Below are 16,468 nucleotides of genomic sequence, written 5' to 3' on the forward strand. Positions count from 1 at the left end.
CGCCGCTCGTCCGCCCGCCTGCCGCTGCTCGCTCCGGATCACCCACCTGCCGGCAAGATCTGCGCAACTTCGCGGATGTTGCTGTGTCAGGGGCTGCGGAGGCAGCAGCATCAGGGATGTTGCACGGATCTTGCTGGGCCACCCGGGCCTCAACCCCGCTGGCGATGGGCATGATCGTGCTCGATCCATGATGTAGTGGTGTCGCCGGCGCGGGGAGGCCACTCGATCCTGGATCGAGCACGATCATGCAGGTCTCGGAGAGGTTCGCAGTTTGCACGGGCGTCGGCGCGTGGGCGGCGAGTGTGCACGGCCCGCAGCCCAGCCAGGTTGCTTGGGCAGCGAATGTGCGCACTCCTCACTATCGTGATCGGTCGTGGGGGAGTCGGTGGAGCCGGTGGGCGAGTTGAAGGTCCTCGATCAGTCCCGGCTGTGGCCCGCCATCGCGATACCGGGCGTGCTCATGGTCGTGATGATCGTTATCTGGGTGCTCTTCGACCTGGTCGGCTGGACCGTCCTGGCGTTCGGCGTTGGCCCGATCATCGTCGCCGTCACGCGCTCGCGAAACGCGGTGTTCGCCGACGACCTGGGTCTGCTGGTCCGTGATCGATCAGGTCTGCGGCGCTCGTACGCCTGGGCTGAGATCGAGCGGATGGGCTGGGTGGATATGGGGATGTGGGGAAGCAGCCTGGCGGTCTACCCCCGAGGCGGTCCCTACGACGTACCGGGGCCCAACGCGTCCACAAATGTGGGGCGCATCTGGCGTCTCGGCCGTCGGCGCTCCGTGAACCCCGTACCCGAGCTGCTCAAGACCCATGGCATCAAGGCGCTTACTGATCAGTGAGCCGTTCACGAAGCTCACGCCCGCAAGATCCGCGCAACATCTCGGATGTTGCTGTCTCAGGGGCCGCGGAGGCAGCAACATCGGGGAAGTTGCGCGGATCATGCGACGGGCGACGGGCGACGGGCGACGGGCGACGGGCGACGGGAGGGCCGGCGAGCCCCGCCAGTTCGAGCTATTCGACGAGCACCTTCACCGTGTCGGAGAGCCCGTCGTTGCGGTTGATGCCGACGAAGAATTCGCTTCCCACATGGGTGACATCTTCGATCTCGTCGACCAGGTTGTTGCTCGGGATTCCGATGTCGCTCTCCACATCGCCCCCGGACCAGTTGTACTGGTACACCCAGTTCCATCCGGTCGCGGGCGTCGAGGTGTTGATCGACTTGGTGTTCCAGATGTAGTTCTCCGAGCAGTCGATGCCCTGGTCGGAACGATTGTCGTGGCTTGTCAGGTTGCTCTTGACCAGCGTCCATCCACTGGTCAGCGCGCCGGCGCCGGGATGGGTCCACAGGCTGCCCAACCGGCGGGCCGCGTATTTGCCCGCACCGCTGGCCGCCGTCGCGCTGTAGCAGAACCCGCTGATGTTGCCGATCGGCAGGCGCACCTCACTGGTGGTGCCGACAGTTCCGTTGCTGTTCAGGCGAATGATCGTCACTTTGTCGCTCAGGAATGCGGACTGGCTCCCCTGGGCGGCAATCAGGGCCGGGCCCTGGCCCAGGTAGTTGGCGTTGTAGGCGAGGTCGTTACCGTGGCCGAGGGTCGGTATGGAGGTGGGTTCCCCGGAGCAGACCCAGCTGGCGCCGTCCCAGGTCGAGCCGTCCCGCAGCCACCGGGACAGGACGGGCTCCGCGCCGGCCGCCTTCGTGAAGACGATGTAGAGCTGACCGCCTGGCCCTGCCACCATGCCCTGCATGACCGTGCGACCGGCCTTGCACGCACTGCTGTTGGGGATGTCCAACCGGACCGCCCCACTTCGGTTGGTAGCGGCGGAGGCAGCGGCTGCCGGGGCGATGGCGATTCCGACTGAGAGTGTGAGCACGGTGGCGACGCTCGAGAGTTTCGTCAATTCGGTGTCTCTTCTCCAGGGGTGCGGCGGGCGAGAAGAGTGTATAGGCAGGTAGGAACCTGTCTATGTCCCGCTGTCACGGTAGCGCGCCGCCCGGGCGCTCACTGGTAGCCGACGTGAATGATCAGCTTGCCCTCTCTGGGGTCGGCCCCCACGTAGACGGACGCGGGGTCGAAGAGGGTCGGAGGCAGGCTCTGCTCCTCGGTGAGGCCCATCTCGCGGGCCAGCTCTTCGGGGGTCTGCCCGGCGGCCGGGGCCAGGGTGAGCTGCCACCAGCACCCACCGGAGGCGCACTCCTTGCCTTCGTCGACGACGCTCGCCCCGGCTGGCATCTCCGGTATTCGCGACTTCGGCGGCAACGCACCCTCGGAGCTGAAGACCCGCAACGTGAGAAACCACAGCACCCACAGGCAGGACAGCACGCCCACTGTGACGGCGGCGGCCACGAGCACGTGTTTCCTGCGTCTGCGCGGCGGGGTCCGCGATGTCATCCGGCGAGGATAGCGAGGCAGTGCCGGTCAGCCGGGGCGGCGGCGGACCCGGGTCAGCCGGTGAAGGGTTCGGGTGCGAGGCGGCCCCAGGCCACGAACGCGGCCACCGCGAGGTAGACGAGGTTCAGGGCGATGAACTTCGCCTCGTCATGACGCAGGTGGGTGATCACCGCGCCGATCATCAGCAGGACCCAGCAGATGGCGGTCACTGGCACCAGCACCGGCGCGATGCCCAGTACGGCGGGCAGGATGAGACCGGCAGCGGCCAGGAGTTCGAGGATTCCGAGGGTCTTGACGAAGCCCACGCTGGCGTCGCGGGTCCAGCCGCCGCCGTTGATCGAGGCCAACTTTTCCTTGGGTACGAAGATCTTGGTGATGCCGCCGGTCAGCGCGACTGCCGCCAACAGGCCGGCCGCGATCCACAGAGCCAGGTTCATGAGGTCCCTTTCGTGTCGAGGTCGCTCATGGGACACCGCTGGGCCGCGCGCTGTGACAGGTCTCCGGGTGACGCGGCCCACCGATGCCGGGTGTCACAGGCGGCGGGTGGCCGGTGTCTGGTGGGCGACGGGGTCGAGGTCGACGAGACTGGAGGGAATCGATGGATGCGGGGAGCACAATCGTGGGTGTGGACGGTCGTGGGGGAGCTGTCGACGCTTTCGTCACCCACCGGAACCTGCTCTTCACCGTTGCGTACGAGATGCTCGGCTCGGCCGCCGACGCGGAGGACGTACTCCAGGAGACCTGGCTGCGGTGGGCGGACGCCGACCTTGCGGCGGTGCGGGACCAGCGTGCCTACCTGGTGCGGATCACCACCCGGTTGTCGCTGAACCGGCTACGGGCGGTCGGCCGGCGCAGGGAGTCCTACGTCGGCTCCTGGTTGCCGGAGCCGCTGCTGACCGCACCCGACGTCGCCGACGACGTCGAGCTGGCCGAGAGCGTTTCGATGGCGATGCTGCTGGTGCTGGAGACGCTCGCGCCGACCGAGCGGGCGGTGTTCGTCCTCCGTGAGGTCTTCGACGTGGCGTACGACGAGATCGCCGAAGCGGTCGACAAGAGTCCTGCCGCCGTCCGCCAGATCGCCAGCCGGGCGCGGGCGCACGTCGCCGCCCGTCGGCCGCGTGGGGTGGTTTCTCCGGACGAGGGTCGGCGGGTGCTCAGCGCGTTCCGGTCGGCTCTGGAGACCGGTGACGTGCAGGGTCTGCTCGATGTCCTCGCGCCGGACGTGGTGCTCCTCGGCGACGGCGGCGGGATCCGGCAGGCGGTGCTGCGGCCGGTCGCCGGTGCCGACAAGGTGGCCCGACTGTTGTGTGCCACCCACCTGCGGGTCGCGACCATGGCGTTGCACTTCGCCGAGGTCAACGGTCGTCCGGCGCTGATTCTGCGGCTCGACGGCGCCGTGGACACCGTCCTCACGCTGCGGATCGACGACGGCCTCGTCAGCGGGGTCTACGCCGTGCGTAACCCGGAGAAGTTGTCGCACCTGCGGCACGCGACCGCCCTGCGCCGATGATGACCGCACAACCTAGTACGGCGGCGTCGGTGTGTCCGGTGGGTGCCGGCGTGCGCGTCGGGTGTCCGCAGCGGCGACGCCGAGCAGGACCAGGGCGGTGGCCGCGCCCGCGGTGAGTGGCTCGACGTGCGAACCGACCGGAGTCAGCAGGCCGAGGGCCAGTAGGCCGAGGGTCAGCAGGCCGACCAGCCGGGACCGGGAGACCCGGGCGAAGACCTGGTACTCGAGCGCCGCTCGGCCGGCGAGGAAGAGCACCGGGCCGCCGACGATGGCGATGAGCCAGGTCCCCGGGAGGTGACCGAGCGGCTCGGTGATGAACAGTTCGAAGCCGACGCCGGTCAGCACGATCCCCGCGATCATGATCATGTGGGCGAACGCCATGTCGGTGGCGAGCCGGGCGGCGTCGCGGGAGCGGTCGACGGCGGTGTCCAGCAGCCCTCCCGCCACGTGGAAGTAGATCCGCCAGAGGAGGACTGTGGCCGCCAGCGACAGGACGAACCCGGCCGTCTGGTCGGCGTGGAAGTCGCTGCCGCTGAAGGCGAGCCCGATCACGAAGATCGCCTCGCCGAGCGCGATGAGGAGGAACTGTTGGTACCGCTCGGCCAAGTGCTCGGCGGCGATCATCTCGACGCCGAGCCGTTTCGCGCCGAGTCGGGGGGTCGGCCAGCCGAGGAGCAGCCCGCTGTAGTCGCTCAGCACGGCGAGGGTCCAGAGTGCCCCACGGACGGTGCCGTCGTCGAGCAGCCCGCCGACGACCCAGAGTGGTGCGCTCAGGCCGAGCCAGAACAGGATCCGGATGGACTGTCGCGGGTCCGGTCGGCCGTGCCCGGCGATGTGGAAGTACAGCACTCGGCCGATCTGGAGGGTCACCAACGTGATGGCGAAGAGCGCGGCCCGTTCGCCGAAGGCGTCGGGCACGGCGACGGCCATCGTCATGGACCCGCCGAGCGTCATGATGATGACGGTCTGGACGATCGGCGCGTCCGGGTCCAGCCAACTTGTCGACCAGACCGTCACCGACCAGACCGCCCAGAGGGCCAGGAACAGCAGCAGGGCCTGTCCGAGGCCCGCGTACACGCCGCGTGGGCCGTCGGTGAAGTCGACGATCAGCCGCGCGGTGATCCGGGTGAGGGCGAAGACGAAGACCAGGTCCAGGAAGAGTTCCAGGAAGGTGGCCCGCTGTCGGGTGGTGTCGCCGCGCACCAGCCGGCTGGGGGTGCTCCTCATCGGCCCGCCTGGTGCCGCCGCCGAACGACCACGTGCCCTCCCGTCGCGGTGATCCGCTCGCCTAACGAGGCAGGGGGCGGTGGGGCACGTGCGGAGGGCGGCGCGCCCACCGACATCAGTCACCAATCTGTCACCTGGCGGGTACGGCAGGTGTGCGCCCTTACGCTCGTGGACGTGCCCGGACCTGCCGAGAAGGCCACTGAACAGGACCGGCGTGACCTGATCGTCACGGTCGCGCGAGAGTTGGCCGAGACGGAGGGTTGGGCGGGTCTGACCACCCGCCGGCTCGCCGAACGCACCGAGATCGACATGGGCGACATCTATCGGCACTTCCCTGACCTGGAGGCGCTGATCGCCGCCGTGGCGGTGTGTGCCTTCGCCGACCTGGCCGCCGATCTCGCCGAGGCGCACGCGGAGAGCGTCGGCGGCCCCGAGGGGGTCTGGCCGGCGGTCGCGAGCGCGTACCTCGACTTCGCGTACACGAATCCGGAGGTCTATGACGCGATGCTCGCGCTGACCCCCGACCTGGCCCTCGGCGTGGATGGCGTGCCGGCCGCGCCGCGGGCGGTCTTCGCCGAGCTGCGGGCGGCGCTGACGCCGCTGGCCGAGGGGCGGGACCCGGACACCCTCGCCGAGGTGGGTTGGAGCCTGTTGCACGGCGTGGTGATGCTGACCCGTGGTGGCCGGCTCCGACCCGAGGGACAGGACGACCGTGAGGCGTTGATCGCGCAACGGCTGCTGCGGTGGCCGTGACCACGGCACCGCCCACCCTCAGTTGAGGGGCTCGCGGTCGGCCGGGCCCTTGTCGGTGAAGCGGAACGTGGTGTTCAGCTTGGCGTTGCCCAACTCCTTGAGGATGAGGCCGTTGCCGGGGAGGTGCTGGAGGAACCGGGTCTCGCTGCCGATCGCGTACGTGCCGTTGCCCTTGGGGATGATGGTGAACCGCTGGATGGGGTCGTCCTGGTCGCAGACGGCGGAGGTGATGGTCAGCTCGGGCTCGATGTCCAGGCCGTTCACCTGCCAGCACGAGGGGTCGTCGTTGGCGGGGTGGCCGTCCTTCACACCGAAGGCCCTGATCACGTATTGGTCATTGCCGATCGGGGTGGGCACGAACAGGGTGCGACCGCCGGTGTCGCCGCCCTCCTCGATCCGCCCGCCCATCTCCAGCGCCTCCCCCGAACCCTGCACCCGGGTGATCGTGATTTCGCGTTTGCCGGACAGCAGTGGGTCGGTCGCCGCCGCTGCCGAGGTTGCGGGAGCCGCTGCCGTCGGCGTCGGCGCACTCGTCACGGCGCCCGTCGGCGTCGGCGTGCCCGCCGAGGTGCCCGGCGCCTTGTCGGCAGCACCCTGGCATCCCGCAAGCGCGCTGGTGCAGACCAGTAAGGCCGCGCCGGTGATCCACTTCATGTTAACCATGCCGTACTCCTCGAGAGCCGTCCCGAACCTGCCGGGCGGGAATCATCATGGGTGTCGCCTGCGCATGACGGCGGCCGCGCTGGAACGGTTCACGAAAATCCGGAAGATCTCAAATGGATCTTCCACCTATCCTGTCTGTCGGCCTATGAGGCGGTGGCACGGGGAGGGGACGGCATGACGGTCGACGTGGCGGCGCGGCGGCAGGCACAGGTGTTGATCTTCGATGCGGACGACACGTTGTGGGAGAACAACGTCGTCTTCGAGCGGGTGATCGACGACTTCCTCGGCTGGCTGGACCACCCCACCCTGGACCGGGTCGAGCTGCGGGCCGTCCTGGACGACATCGAGCGGGCCAACGCGGTGGCGCACGGGTACGGCAGCAAGGTCTTCCTGCGGAGCCTGGCGGAGTGCCTGGAACGGCTGCGCGAGCGGCCGGCCACCGACTCCGAACGGCAGGAGATCGACAGGTTGGCGGTGGCCCTCGTCGAGCACCAGGTGGAGCTGATGCCCGGGGTGGCCGACGCCCTCGACGAACTGGCCGAACGGCACGAACTGCTGCTGCTCACCAAGGGCGACCAGGAGGAGCAGCAGCGCAAGCTGGACGCCTGCGGCCTGCTGCACCACTTCGGGGCCGCGCACATCGTCGCCGAGAAGAACGTCGACACGTACCGGTGGCTCACCCGGCAGCACGGCTTCGCGCCGGCCGGCGCGTGGATGATCGGCAACTCCCCGAAGTCCGACATCCTGCCGGCGCGGGCGGCCGGGTTGAACGCGGTGTTCATCCCGAACGCGAACACGTGGGTGCTCGAGGACGACGAGTTGGACCCGACCGACGACGGGGTGCTGCGGCTCGCCGCGTTCCGTGACCTGCTGGCGCACTTCTGAGCCGTAACGAAAGCAAACAGCGTCCGCGATCATGGTCGCGTTACGCCGACCTGCCCGATTTTCACCGTGGGATCAGTCCTGCCGTCTGCCGCCCGACGTGGCTTGTCCGGCCGGTCGGAGCCGCCTAACCTGGGCCGGCGCTCACGGCCCTTCGGGGTGTGTCGGGGGCGCGTCGGCGTTCGGCGGGTGAGCACCGTGGAGCTGAGTGCGGAGCGGCCGCTCACCCCGTGACGGCGCCTGGCATCGTGCAGGCCCGCGCCGCGGGGTGCCCGGAGCTGTCCGCTCCCCTGTCGGACGGCCGAGGGTCAGGGCCGGGTAGTTGCGGACCCGGTCCTGGCCCGGCCCGCGAATTGTTCCCACCGTGCCGTGCGGGGCAGACCGCGCGCCGGTTCGACTGTCAGGATGGCGGCATGAAGCGCAGATCTCTCCTGCTCGGTGCGGCGGCAGGTCTGGCCGCCCCGGCCGTGCTCACCCCGGCCGCGCCCGCGCTCGGTGCGAGCGGGCCGCTGCGGCCGGCCTGGGGCACGGCCCCGGTGCCCGGTTCCCGGTTGGCGCTGCCGCTGCACAACCGGGCGAGTGAACTGCGGACGCTGCCGGCGGAGACGAAGCAGGTGATCATCGTCGGCGCCGCCAGCTACACCACCACGTACGCGACGCTTGAGGCGTACGTGCGGGTGCGCAACGGCTGGCAGCCGGCCGCGGCGAAGTTGCCCGCCCGGATCGGCTCGAAGGGCTTCAGCGACAACCACGTGGAGGGGGTGCCGACGACGCCGACCGGGGTCTACTCGATCGGCCCCACCATGTACGGCATCGCCGCCGACCCGGGCGTGCGGTTCCCCTACCACCGGTTGGTCAGCGGTGACTGGTGGAACGAGAACCCGTCGTCGTCGCGCTACAACACCTTCCAGCACAGCGCGACCAACCCGGGCGGGGCGAGCGAGGCGCTGTGGAAGGAGGTCCCCGCTTACACGCACTTCGCGGTGATCACCTACAACATGCCGCCGAACGTGTCGAAGCCGGTGCCGAACGCGGGCAGCGGGATCTTCCTGCACCAGTTCAGCACCAGCGCCGGCAACGCCACCGCCGGCTGTGTCTCCCTCGCCCACGATCACCTGGTCGACGTGCTCAACTGGCTGGACCCGGCGCTGTCACCGAGGATCGTGCTCAGCCCGTACGCCCAGCTCAGTCGATACTGAGGTCGCCTCGGCTCAGCCGGCCTCGCGCCGGACGATCGCCACCGCCACCCGGCAGAACTCGTCCATGTCCGGGTTGAACCCGGCGGCGATGTCGGGGTGCAACCCGGAGCGGGTCTCCTCCAACAGCCGCTGGCAGACCTGCTCGACCGGTTCGCCGGCGTAGCCGGCGCGGACCCGGTCGGTGGCCGCCTGAAGCGCCGAGGTCAGCTGTTCCTCCAACGGGCCGCGCAGCTTCTGCTGCACAGCGTCGAGCCCGCGGGGGTCGAGCGTGACATGTGGCTCCGACATCGGTGCTCCCTTCGTCGGCGTCCGCGATACCCCACCGCGGACGTCGGTCAAACCCCTGTCGGTACGGCGGCGACCCGCACCTGGTACGAGAAGTCCTCGGCCGGCTCCTCGTGGTACGACAGCCGGCGGATCTGCCGGTCGTCGTCGTAGAGAGCGACGTCCACCAGGACGCCGAGATGGGTGAGGCCGATGCTCGACACCCTCTTCTTGTCCTGCAACACGGCGCAGATGCCGCCGAGCAGGGTGCTGGCGTCGGACGTACGGTGCCCGGGCGGGCAGCGCAGCACCAGGTCGACCTCGATCGGCCCGGGCAACGGCGTCCAGCCGGTGCGCTGGGCCGCGATGAGAGCGGCCTGGAGCAGGGTGCGGACCCTCGTCGCCTGCCGGTGCCCGGCGGCGAAGATGGACAACGCTTCGGTCTTGACCGGTGGCAGGCCGCTCACCTCGAACGTCAGGGCGAGAGCGCGGGTGTCCTGCACGTCGGCACCTCCTCGTTGGGACGATCCTGCCCAACCGGGGGAGCGGCGGTGGGACGTTCCCGCGATTACCAACCGTTCGGGCAGGCGTGGGGTCGGCCGGAGGCGTGTCGACGGCGGCGGCGAACGCGCCAGCTACGGCGCTACGGAAACGCTAGCCGACGATGCCGTCGCTCGGTAGTCGGTCGTTCACCCGGTGGGGCGTGGTGCGAAGGCGCAGAACTCGTTGCCCTCGGGGTCGGCAAGCACCCACCACCAGTGCGCCTCGTCGAGCGGTTCGCGCAGCAGCGTCGCGCCCGCCGTGATCAGCGCCATCGGCTCCGGGTCGGCCAGCTCGACGTCCCAGTGCATGCGGTTCTTGACCGTCTTGGGCTCGGTCACCCCGTCGAACACCCAGTGCTGCCACGGGAGACCGGCCGCGCCTTCCACCGACGCGTCGATCGACCCGTGCTCGGCGGTGCCGCCGAGCACGCCGGCCCACCACGTCGCCTGGGCGGGCGGGTCGAGCGCGGCCACCACCAACTGGAACGGACCCGGACGGCTGTCGGCGTCGGCCGCGAGCGCGCAGAACTCGTTGCCCTCGGGGTCGGCAAGCACCCACCGGCCGTCGTCGTTCGGCTCGCGGACCAGCCGGGCGCCGTCCGCGAGCAGCGGCGCCGGGTCCGCGCCGGGCAACCGCAGATCCAGGTGTACGCGGGTACGCCCGACCCGAGGCTCCGGCACCTTGTTCACCCAGATCGACTCGGCTTTGGAGCGCGCCGAGCGGGGGTCCACCCGGGTGTCGTCGTCACCGGCGTCGGCCACGTCACCGTCGAGCATCCGGGCCCAGAAGGCGCCGAGGGCGAGCGGGTCGTTGGCGTCCAGACAGAGGTCCTTGAAGCGCGCGATCATGGTGCCAGCATGCCTGGTCCCGAGGGTTGCCCGCGCGCGTTGCGGAGCCAGCCCCGCCCGACGCCTCGTCGATCAAGGAGTTGTGCTGGGTGACAAAGTCCTCGCGGGACACCGAAACGGGCACCACAACTCCATGATCGACCGGGCCTTGGCCTGCCCTGCCCTGCCCGCGATCTTGCACTTACTGTCCCGGCATAGGTGGCATTCCACGCTTTTTGGCGACCGAAACTGCAAGATCGACGCGGTTGGCGGGGGCGGGGCGGGGCGGGGCACGCCTCGGGGGTGGGTCTTTCCGGGTCAGTGCTGCTTGGCGTACTCGATGAAGGTTTTCCAGGCCGTGGGGGCGATGTGCAGGGTGCCGCCGTCGCGGTCCTTGGTGTCGCGCACCAGCACCACGCTCGGCAGGTTGTCGGCGACCTCGACGCAGGAGCCGCCGTTGCCGCCGGACCGGGTCGACTTGCGCCACTGGGGGGTCAGCATGCCCATGACTTCGCCACTTCCTTGATCAGCTCGGTTGACTGCCGGCGGGGGAGCGCCTCGTTCCGCACGATCTCCCACGTCTTCGCCAGCTTAGCGACATCGGTTGGCGCATCGACGAACTGCGCGGTGAGCTGGTTGTCGGCGTGGGCCACCCGCTCGCCGTCCGGCATCTCGGCGATGATGAACTGACCGGCCAGCCCCAGATACATTCCAGCATCGACCGGGACGACGTGCACCTGGATATGCTCCGCCACCGCCAACTGGGCCAGGTGCTCGCACTGCTCGACCATGAGGCCCGGCTGGTCGAGCACCGGCCGGCGCAGCACCGCCTCGTCCAGCACGGCGATGAGCTGCGGCGGGCGTGGGCGGTGCAGGATCGTCTGCCGTTCCAGCCGTGAGGCGACGATCCGGTCCACGTCCTCGGCGTCGAACCGGCCGCCGGCCAGCGTCGCGCGGGCGTACCGCTCGGTCTGGAGCAGGCCCGGCACGTACGCCAACTCGAACCAGCGCAACGTGGTCGCCTCCCGCTCGAACTCGATCCACTCGCGCAGCCAGGCCGGCTCGGCGTCGAGCCGGGCCAACCCGTCGAGCATGCGGAGGAAGCGCCCGTCGGTCTGGTGGTGGGTGTCGACCGCCCTCATGTACTCCTTCGTGGGCGGTCGCCCGCCGGTCTCCACCGAGCTGACGTGCGACCCCGAATAGCCGATGCTCCTGCCGAAGTCGTCCTGACTGAGCCCCAGGCCCGTTCGGAACAGGCGCAGTTCCTCAAGCACGTAGTCGGTGACGCTGCCCATCGATTCCCCAACCTTCGCTCAGTCTCGCCCGGTGTGTCCTTCATGGGTGCTCACCTCGACCGCTGAGCTGCACGGATGACGCGAGCACGTATCGACGGTAGTGGTGTCATCACCAGACTGTCACCAGTGGCGGGTCCGCCGGTGGCCGCAATGGCGGCGGCAGGCTCTGCACCCGGGGTCGCTCCCGTTCCCCCCTTGCGGGAGCGGCCCCTTCACCCACCTTCAGGAGGACGATGTGTTGAGCCCTTTGGCGCGGTGGTGGTGATGGTGGTCCGGCCGCCCGTCCCGCACGTCGCCATGCGCCCGCTGTGGCGGTGCCGCAACTGCGGCCGGGAATGGCCCTGCCAGCCGGCAAAGCTCGCCCTGCTGACGGAGTACCGGACCAGCAGGACCGCGCTGCTGATCTACCTCGGCACCCTGATGCACGAGGCGACGAACCAGCTCACCCAACTCCACCCGGACCATCCACCGGCCCGGATGACCGAGCGCTTCCTCTCCTGGGCGAGGGCCCGCGGCTGACGCTCTCCGCAGTCGGCTGGGTGGCTGCGCCGGCGCCGCAGGTGTTCTACGGGATCAACTCAGCCGCGGAAAGCGCCTTGTCCAGCCGGCCGGCGACCAGGTCGTCGTGACGGATCACGAAGCTCCCGTCGCTCCGGTAGTAGTGCTCGTTCTCCACCGGGAAGCGGGCGAGCGACACCCACTCACTTGTCAGCCGGTGCGTCTCCGCCTCCACATGGGAATACCACTTGGCGACCGGGATGACCATCTCGCCGGTCTTCTCGCGCCACGCGAGGGTCTGCTCCGCGAAACTCTTGATCACCTCATGGTCGACATACCCGCCGATACAAGCGCTGGCGTACCCGTTGTCAGACGGCCAGAGGCCCTTGGCCAGGGTACGGAGTTCGTCCAGGTGCGGCAGGTCGCGCTTGAGGTCACGGGCCAACTGCTGCTGGAAGGACGACAGGTCGTCCTCGTCCTCGTGCTCCTCGTCGTCCTCGTCGTCCTCGTCGAGCCAATCGGGGAACTCCGCGCGCAGCGTGGCGACGACGTCGTACTGCTTGTCGACGGACGCATGGTCGGCGGGTCCTGCCGCCACCTCGGTGTCGGTGCCGACCGGCACATAGACCACTCGTCCGTACCTCTGCTCCCCGGTGGCAGCGGCCTGCCTGTGGTTCAGGAAGAACACCAGCGTGCCGTCTGCCGGCAGGCCGAAGCCGTCGACTCGTGGCAGCGCCGCGCAGTCGACCGAGAAGATGAACGGCAACGGACCGATCCCGTCGGACGGCCAGTCGATGCCCACCGGCAGCCGAGGCAACCCACCGAACTGTCCGACCGGACCGCCGCTGGATCCGCCGCTCAACCGGATCGACAGACGGAGGTGCTGGATGAACCGGCTGACCTCGTCGTCCGGGATGCCCGATGCGAGCGCTGCACGACGAAGCTGCCCCTGATGATCCATAGCGCAACATGGTGTCACGAGGACCAGCCCAGCGACCGGGGGCTGTCATGCCGACGAGCGCCGGGTAGGCCGCCATCAGGAGGCCGTAGCCGAGCGCGGCCGTCCGGGGCGTCCGGGGCGAGCGGGGGTCGCACGCCAGGGCGCGTCGGCAGGTCACCGCGTGCAGTTCCGTTGTGACAGCCAGGTTTCGCGACTTCACGGGTGGGGCAGTGTAGCCGCACAGAGCATCCGGACCGGAGCGTTTCCGCAGCTCACCGGCTCGGAATGTTTCGCCGTGCGCCGGGGCACGGATGCCCCTCCCCGGTCTTTCGCCGAGGAGAGGGGGAGGGCGATGACGGACCCCGAAACGGCTCGACACCGACGCCGGCCGGTAGCACGGCTGGGAGCGGCGGCCGCCGCACTGGCGCTCGTCGCACCGCTTGCCGCGTGCGGCGCGGACGACGCTGGCGGCCCGCCGACGATCAACCTGTACTACCCGCCCGAGCAGAACCTGCAGAAGGTCGTCGACGACTGCAACGCGCAGGCCCAGGGACGGTACGAGATCGCCTACCGGGTGCTGCCCCGGCAGGCCGACGACCAGCGGGTGCAGATGGTGCGCCGACTGGCCGCCGAGGACAGCGGCATGGACCTGCTCGGGCTGGACGTCACCTGGACCCAGGAGTTCGCAAGCGCCGACTGGATCCGCGAGTGGACCGGCCAGGACAAGGCCGAGGTCGAGCAGGGCACCCTCGCCGGGCCGCTCGACACCGCCCGCTACGAGGACAAACTGTACGCGGCGCCGAAGAACACAAACGTCCAACTGCTCTGGTACCGCAAGGACCTGGTGCCGCAGCCGCCGACCACCTGGGATCAGATGATCAGCGCGGCGCAGCAGCTCAAGGACCAGGGCAAGCCGTACCAGGTGCTCACCATGGGCGCCCAGTACGAGGGCCTGGTCGTCCTCTACAACACCCTCGCCGAGAGCGCCGGTGGGAAGATCCTCAGCGACGACGGCAAGAAGGCCGTGATGGACGACGGTACGGTCCGGGCGCTGGAGCAGCTGAAGAAGTTCGCCACGTCCGGTGTGACCTCGCCGTCGTTCAGCAACGCCACCGAGGACCCGGTCCGGTTGGAGTTCCAGTCCGGCTCGGGCGCGTTCCAGGTGAACTGGCCGTTCGTCTACCCGGCCCTGCAGGAGGCGAACCCGGAGCTGGCCAAGCAGGTCGGCTGGGCCCGGATCCCGGGCATCGACGAAGGTACGCCCAGCAAGGTCACCATCGGCGGGGTCAACCTGGCGGTCAGCTCCTACTCCAAGCACCCGGAGCAGTCCTTCGAGGCGGCCCGGTGCATCCGCAGCGCCGAGCACCAGAAGTTCTCCGCCATCAACGACGGTGTGCCACCCACCATCGAGGCCGTCTTCGACGACCCGGAGATGACCGAGGCGTACCCGATGAAGGACACCATCCTGGAAGAGCTGAAGGAGCCGGCGACGCGTCCGCTGACCCCCGCCTACCAGAGCATCTCGACCGTGATGTCGGCGATCCTGTCGCCGCCGTCCGGGATCCGTCCGCAGCAGACCGCCGACGAGCTGCGTGACGCCATCGCCGACGCCCTCCAGTCGAAGGGGGTCCTGCCATGAGCATCAACGCCACGCCGGCCGGCGCCGATGTCGCCGCCGACGAGACCACCGAAACCACCGGCCAGCGCCCCACCGTGCCCACCCAGCGTGGCGGCCGTCGCAAGCCCCCATTGAGCGAGAACAAGAAAGCCGAACGCCGGCTCGGTCTGCTGCTCTGCGCGCCGGCCGCGCTGGTCATGGTCGCGGTGACCGCGTACCCGATCATCTATTCGGTCTGGCTGTCGTTGCAGCGCTACGACCTGCGCTTCCCCGACCAGCGTGAGTTCATCGGGCTGGAGAACTACGTCACCGTGCTCACCAACGAGTTCTGGTGGACGGCGTTCGGGGTGACCGCGCTGATCACGGTGGTCACCGTGGCCGTCGAGTTGGTGCTCGGCATGGGCCTGGCGATCATCATGCACCGCACCCTGGTCGGCCGCGGTCTGGTTCGGACCTCGGCGCTGATCCCGTACGGGATCGTCACCGTGGTCGCGGCGTTCTCCTGGCGGTACGCCTGGACGCCCGGCACCGGCTACCTCGCCGACCTGTTCAGCGACGGCGCGCCCCTCACCGAGCGGGCCAGCTCGCTGGCGATCATCATGCTGGCGGAGATCTGGAAGACCACCCCGTTCATGGCGCTGCTGCTGATGGCCGGGCTGGCGCTGGTGCCCGAGGACCTGCTCAAGGCGGCCTCCACCGACGGCGCGACCGCCTGGCAGAAGTTCACCAAGGTGATGCTGCCGGTGATGAAGCCGGCGATCCTGGTCGCGTTGCTGTTCCGCACCCTGGACGCGTTCCGGGTCTTCGACAACATCTTCGTGCTGACCGCCGGGGGCAACGAGACCTCGTCGGTGTCGATGCTCGCCTACAACAACCTGATCCGGGGTCTCAACCTCGGCATCGGCTCGACGATGTCGGTGCTGATCTTCATCACCGTGGCGATCATCGCCTTCGTCTTCGTGAAGCTGTTCGGCACCGCTGCCCCGGGCAGCGACGACGGGGAGAGGCGCTGACATGGCTGTCGAAACCACGACCAGGGCAAAGCTGCGCTGGGGTCTGCTCGACGTCCTCGTGGTCGTCTTCGCGCTGGTCCCGGTGCTGTGGATCGCGTCGCTGTCGTTCAAGACGCCGGCCACCCTCACCGACGGCAACTTCATCCCCCGGGAGTGGACGCTCGACAACTACCGGACCATCTTCGACACCGACCAGTTCGTGCGCGCGCTGATCAACTCGATCGGCATCGCGCTGATCGCCACGCTGATCGCGGTGGTGCTCGGTGCGATGGCCGCGTACGCGATCAGTCGGCTGGACTTCCCCGGCAAGAAGGCACTCGTCGGCGTGTCCCTGCTGATCGCGATGTTCCCGCAGGTGTCACTGGTCTCGCCGCTGTTCGAGATCGAGCGCCAGCTCAAGATCTTCGACACCTGGCCGGGGCTGATCCTGCCGTACATCACGTTCGCGCTGCCGCTGGCGATCTACACGCTGTCGGCGTTCTTCAAGCAGATCCCGTGGGATCTGGAGAAGGCCGCGAAGATGGACGGCGCCACCCAGGGTCAGGCATTCCGGCGGGTGATCGCGCCACTGGCCGCGCCCGGGCTGTTCACCACGGCGATCCTGGTCTTCATCTTCTGCTGGAACGACTTCCTGTTCGCCATCTCACTGACCTCGACCGAGCGATCCCGCACGGTGCCCGCCGCGCTGTCGTTCTTCACCGGCGCGTCCCAGTTCGAAGACCCCACCGGGGCGATCTGCGCCGCCGCCGTGGTGATCACCGTACCGATCATTCTGTTCGTCCTCTTCTTCCAGCGTCGCATCGTGTCCGGTCTGACCTCCGGCGCGGTCAAGGGATAGGTG

Annotated in this window: 20 protein-coding genes; 9 read left to right on the forward strand and 11 right to left on the reverse strand. The window is 69.1% G+C overall.

Features of this window, described 5'->3' with window-relative positions:
- Nucleotides 1–373: 373 nt before the first annotated feature.
- Nucleotides 374–841, forward strand: a complete 468-nt coding sequence (locus tag AB0C15_RS00125; protein ID WP_357347011.1) for a hypothetical protein — start codon at nt 374–376, stop codon at nt 839–841.
- Nucleotides 842–1,013: 172 nt separating this feature from the next.
- On the opposite strand, the gene AB0C15_RS00130 is transcribed toward AB0C15_RS00125, so the two are convergent.
- From AB0C15_RS00130 to AB0C15_RS00140, 3 genes are all read right to left on the reverse strand, one after another.
- Complete coding sequence (locus AB0C15_RS00130) at nt 1,014–1,877, reverse strand: hypothetical protein (protein WP_357347013.1); 864 nt, start codon at nt 1,875–1,877, stop codon at nt 1,014–1,016.
- Between the two features lie 128 nt (nt 1,878–2,005).
- The gene (locus tag AB0C15_RS00135) at nt 2,006–2,395 is read right to left on the reverse strand and encodes a hypothetical protein (protein WP_357347015.1); all 390 of its coding nucleotides are present in this window, start codon (nt 2,393–2,395) and stop codon (nt 2,006–2,008) included.
- 53 nt (nt 2,396–2,448) lie between these two features.
- The gene (locus tag AB0C15_RS00140) at nt 2,449–2,832 is read right to left on the reverse strand and encodes a DoxX family protein (RefSeq protein WP_357347017.1); all 384 of its coding nucleotides are present in this window, start codon (nt 2,830–2,832) and stop codon (nt 2,449–2,451) included.
- Nucleotides 2,833–3,020: 188 nt separating this feature from the next.
- Between AB0C15_RS00140 and AB0C15_RS00145 the strand changes: the two genes are divergently transcribed.
- Nucleotides 3,021–3,905 (forward strand): RNA polymerase sigma-70 factor, encoded by an 885-nt coding sequence (locus AB0C15_RS00145; protein ID WP_357347019.1) that lies wholly within the window; start codon nt 3,021–3,023, stop codon nt 3,903–3,905.
- Between the two features lie 12 nt (nt 3,906–3,917).
- On the opposite strand, the gene AB0C15_RS00150 is transcribed toward AB0C15_RS00145, so the two are convergent.
- Nucleotides 3,918–5,132 (reverse strand): low temperature requirement protein A, encoded by a 1,215-nt coding sequence (locus AB0C15_RS00150; protein WP_357347021.1) that lies wholly within the window; start codon nt 5,130–5,132, stop codon nt 3,918–3,920.
- A 174-nt stretch (nt 5,133–5,306) separates the two neighbouring features.
- On the opposite strand from AB0C15_RS00150, the gene AB0C15_RS00155 reads away from it, so the two are divergent.
- A complete protein-coding gene (locus tag AB0C15_RS00155; protein WP_357347023.1) occupies nt 5,307–5,885 on the forward strand; it encodes a TetR/AcrR family transcriptional regulator in 579 nt (192 codons plus the stop codon).
- 18 nt (nt 5,886–5,903) lie between these two features.
- Here AB0C15_RS00155 and AB0C15_RS00160 read toward each other — a convergent pair whose 3' ends face one another.
- A complete protein-coding gene (locus AB0C15_RS00160; RefSeq protein ID WP_357347025.1) occupies nt 5,904–6,548 on the reverse strand; it encodes a hypothetical protein in 645 nt (214 codons plus the stop codon).
- A 174-nt stretch (nt 6,549–6,722) separates the two neighbouring features.
- Here AB0C15_RS00160 and AB0C15_RS00165 point away from each other — a divergent pair, with 174 nt between their 5' ends.
- Together AB0C15_RS00165 and AB0C15_RS00170 are read left to right on the forward strand one after the other, a co-directional pair.
- Nucleotides 6,723–7,433 (forward strand): HAD family hydrolase, encoded by a 711-nt coding sequence (locus AB0C15_RS00165; protein WP_357347027.1) that lies wholly within the window; start codon nt 6,723–6,725, stop codon nt 7,431–7,433.
- A gap of 410 nt (nt 7,434–7,843) precedes the next feature.
- Entirely contained in the window at nt 7,844–8,629 is a 786-nt protein-coding gene (locus tag AB0C15_RS00170; RefSeq protein WP_357347029.1) for a L,D-transpeptidase family protein, read from the forward strand.
- A gap of 12 nt (nt 8,630–8,641) precedes the next feature.
- On the opposite strand, the gene AB0C15_RS00175 is transcribed toward AB0C15_RS00170, so the two are convergent.
- From AB0C15_RS00175 to AB0C15_RS00195, 5 genes are all read right to left on the reverse strand, one after another.
- Entirely contained in the window at nt 8,642–8,917 is a 276-nt protein-coding gene (locus AB0C15_RS00175) for a hypothetical protein (RefSeq protein WP_357347031.1), read from the reverse strand.
- A gap of 47 nt (nt 8,918–8,964) precedes the next feature.
- Nucleotides 8,965–9,396 (reverse strand): hypothetical protein, encoded by a 432-nt coding sequence (locus AB0C15_RS00180; protein ID WP_357347033.1) that lies wholly within the window; start codon nt 9,394–9,396, stop codon nt 8,965–8,967.
- A gap of 186 nt (nt 9,397–9,582) precedes the next feature.
- Nucleotides 9,583–10,284, reverse strand: coding sequence for a VOC family protein (locus AB0C15_RS00185; protein ID WP_357347035.1), 702 nt, complete (start codon nt 10,282–10,284; stop codon nt 9,583–9,585).
- A gap of 297 nt (nt 10,285–10,581) precedes the next feature.
- The gene (locus AB0C15_RS00190) at nt 10,582–10,764 is read right to left on the reverse strand and encodes a DUF397 domain-containing protein (RefSeq protein ID WP_357347872.1); all 183 of its coding nucleotides are present in this window, start codon (nt 10,762–10,764) and stop codon (nt 10,582–10,584) included.
- Nucleotides 10,758–11,558 carry a helix-turn-helix transcriptional regulator gene (locus tag AB0C15_RS00195; RefSeq protein WP_357347037.1) on the reverse strand — a complete coding sequence of 267 codons (801 nt, stop codon included), beginning with the start codon at nt 11,556–11,558 and terminating at the stop codon, nt 10,758–10,760. The genes AB0C15_RS00190 and AB0C15_RS00195 overlap by 7 nt, the downstream gene beginning before the upstream one ends.
- A gap of 264 nt (nt 11,559–11,822) precedes the next feature.
- On the opposite strand from AB0C15_RS00195, the gene AB0C15_RS00200 reads away from it, so the two are divergent.
- Entirely contained in the window at nt 11,823–12,077 is a 255-nt protein-coding gene (locus AB0C15_RS00200) for a flavin reductase (RefSeq protein WP_357347039.1), read from the forward strand.
- A 46-nt stretch (nt 12,078–12,123) separates the two neighbouring features.
- Here AB0C15_RS00200 and AB0C15_RS00205 read toward each other — a convergent pair whose 3' ends face one another.
- Nucleotides 12,124–13,017 carry a DUF1963 domain-containing protein gene (locus AB0C15_RS00205; RefSeq protein WP_357347040.1) on the reverse strand — a complete coding sequence of 298 codons (894 nt, stop codon included), beginning with the start codon at nt 13,015–13,017 and terminating at the stop codon, nt 12,124–12,126.
- A gap of 331 nt (nt 13,018–13,348) precedes the next feature.
- On the opposite strand from AB0C15_RS00205, the gene AB0C15_RS00210 reads away from it, so the two are divergent.
- From AB0C15_RS00210 to AB0C15_RS00220, 3 genes are read left to right on the forward strand one after another with little or no spacing between them, the layout of a single operon-like run.
- Nucleotides 13,349–14,635 carry an ABC transporter substrate-binding protein gene (locus AB0C15_RS00210; RefSeq protein ID WP_357347042.1) on the forward strand — a complete coding sequence of 429 codons (1,287 nt, stop codon included), beginning with the start codon at nt 13,349–13,351 and terminating at the stop codon, nt 14,633–14,635.
- Nucleotides 14,632–15,627 carry a sugar ABC transporter permease gene (locus AB0C15_RS00215; RefSeq protein WP_357347044.1) on the forward strand — a complete coding sequence of 332 codons (996 nt, stop codon included), beginning with the start codon at nt 14,632–14,634 and terminating at the stop codon, nt 15,625–15,627. The genes AB0C15_RS00210 and AB0C15_RS00215 overlap by 4 nt, the downstream gene beginning before the upstream one ends.
- A gap of 1 nt (nt 15,628) precedes the next feature.
- Nucleotides 15,629–16,465, forward strand: a complete 837-nt coding sequence (locus AB0C15_RS00220; RefSeq protein ID WP_357347046.1) for a carbohydrate ABC transporter permease — start codon at nt 15,629–15,631, stop codon at nt 16,463–16,465.
- Nucleotides 16,466–16,468 lie beyond the last annotated feature (3 nt).

It is taken from the genome of Micromonospora sp. NPDC048835 (assembly GCF_040649995.1).
Taxonomy (GTDB): domain Bacteria; phylum Actinomycetota; class Actinomycetes; order Mycobacteriales; family Micromonosporaceae; genus Micromonospora.

Coding starts and splice junctions, on each gene's coding strand:
- AB0C15_RS00135 (WP_357347015.1), bottom strand. CDS start 2,395: ATGACATCGCGGACCCCGCCGCGCAGACGCAGGAAACACGTGCTCGTG.
- AB0C15_RS00140 (WP_357347017.1), bottom strand. CDS start 2,832: ATGAACCTGGCTCTGTGGATCGCGGCCGGCCTGTTGGCGGCAGTCGCG.
- AB0C15_RS00150 (WP_357347021.1), bottom strand. CDS start 5,132: ATGAGGAGCACCCCCAGCCGGCTGGTGCGCGGCGACACCACCCGACAG.
- AB0C15_RS00160 (WP_357347025.1), bottom strand. CDS start 6,548: ATGGTTAACATGAAGTGGATCACCGGCGCGGCCTTACTGGTCTGCACC.
- AB0C15_RS00165 (WP_357347027.1), top strand. CDS start 6,723: ATGACGGTCGACGTGGCGGCGCGGCGGCAGGCACAGGTGTTGATCTTC.
- AB0C15_RS00170 (WP_357347029.1), top strand. CDS start 7,844: ATGAAGCGCAGATCTCTCCTGCTCGGTGCGGCGGCAGGTCTGGCCGCC.
- AB0C15_RS00175 (WP_357347031.1), bottom strand. CDS start 8,917: ATGTCGGAGCCACATGTCACGCTCGACCCCCGCGGGCTCGACGCTGTG.
- AB0C15_RS00185 (WP_357347035.1), bottom strand. CDS start 10,284: ATGATCGCGCGCTTCAAGGACCTCTGTCTGGACGCCAACGACCCGCTC.
- AB0C15_RS00190 (WP_357347872.1), bottom strand. CDS start 10,764: ATGCTGACCCCCCAGTGGCGCAAGTCGACCCGGTCCGGCGGCAACGGC.
- AB0C15_RS00195 (WP_357347037.1), bottom strand. CDS start 11,558: ATGGGCAGCGTCACCGACTACGTGCTTGAGGAACTGCGCCTGTTCCGA.
- AB0C15_RS00200 (WP_357347039.1), top strand. CDS start 11,823: ATGGTGGTCCGGCCGCCCGTCCCGCACGTCGCCATGCGCCCGCTGTGG.
- AB0C15_RS00205 (WP_357347040.1), bottom strand. CDS start 13,017: ATGGATCATCAGGGGCAGCTTCGTCGTGCAGCGCTCGCATCGGGCATC.
- AB0C15_RS00210 (WP_357347042.1), top strand. CDS start 13,349: ATGACGGACCCCGAAACGGCTCGACACCGACGCCGGCCGGTAGCACGG.
- AB0C15_RS00215 (WP_357347044.1), top strand. CDS start 14,632: ATGAGCATCAACGCCACGCCGGCCGGCGCCGATGTCGCCGCCGACGAG.
- AB0C15_RS00220 (WP_357347046.1), top strand. CDS start 15,629: ATGGCTGTCGAAACCACGACCAGGGCAAAGCTGCGCTGGGGTCTGCTC.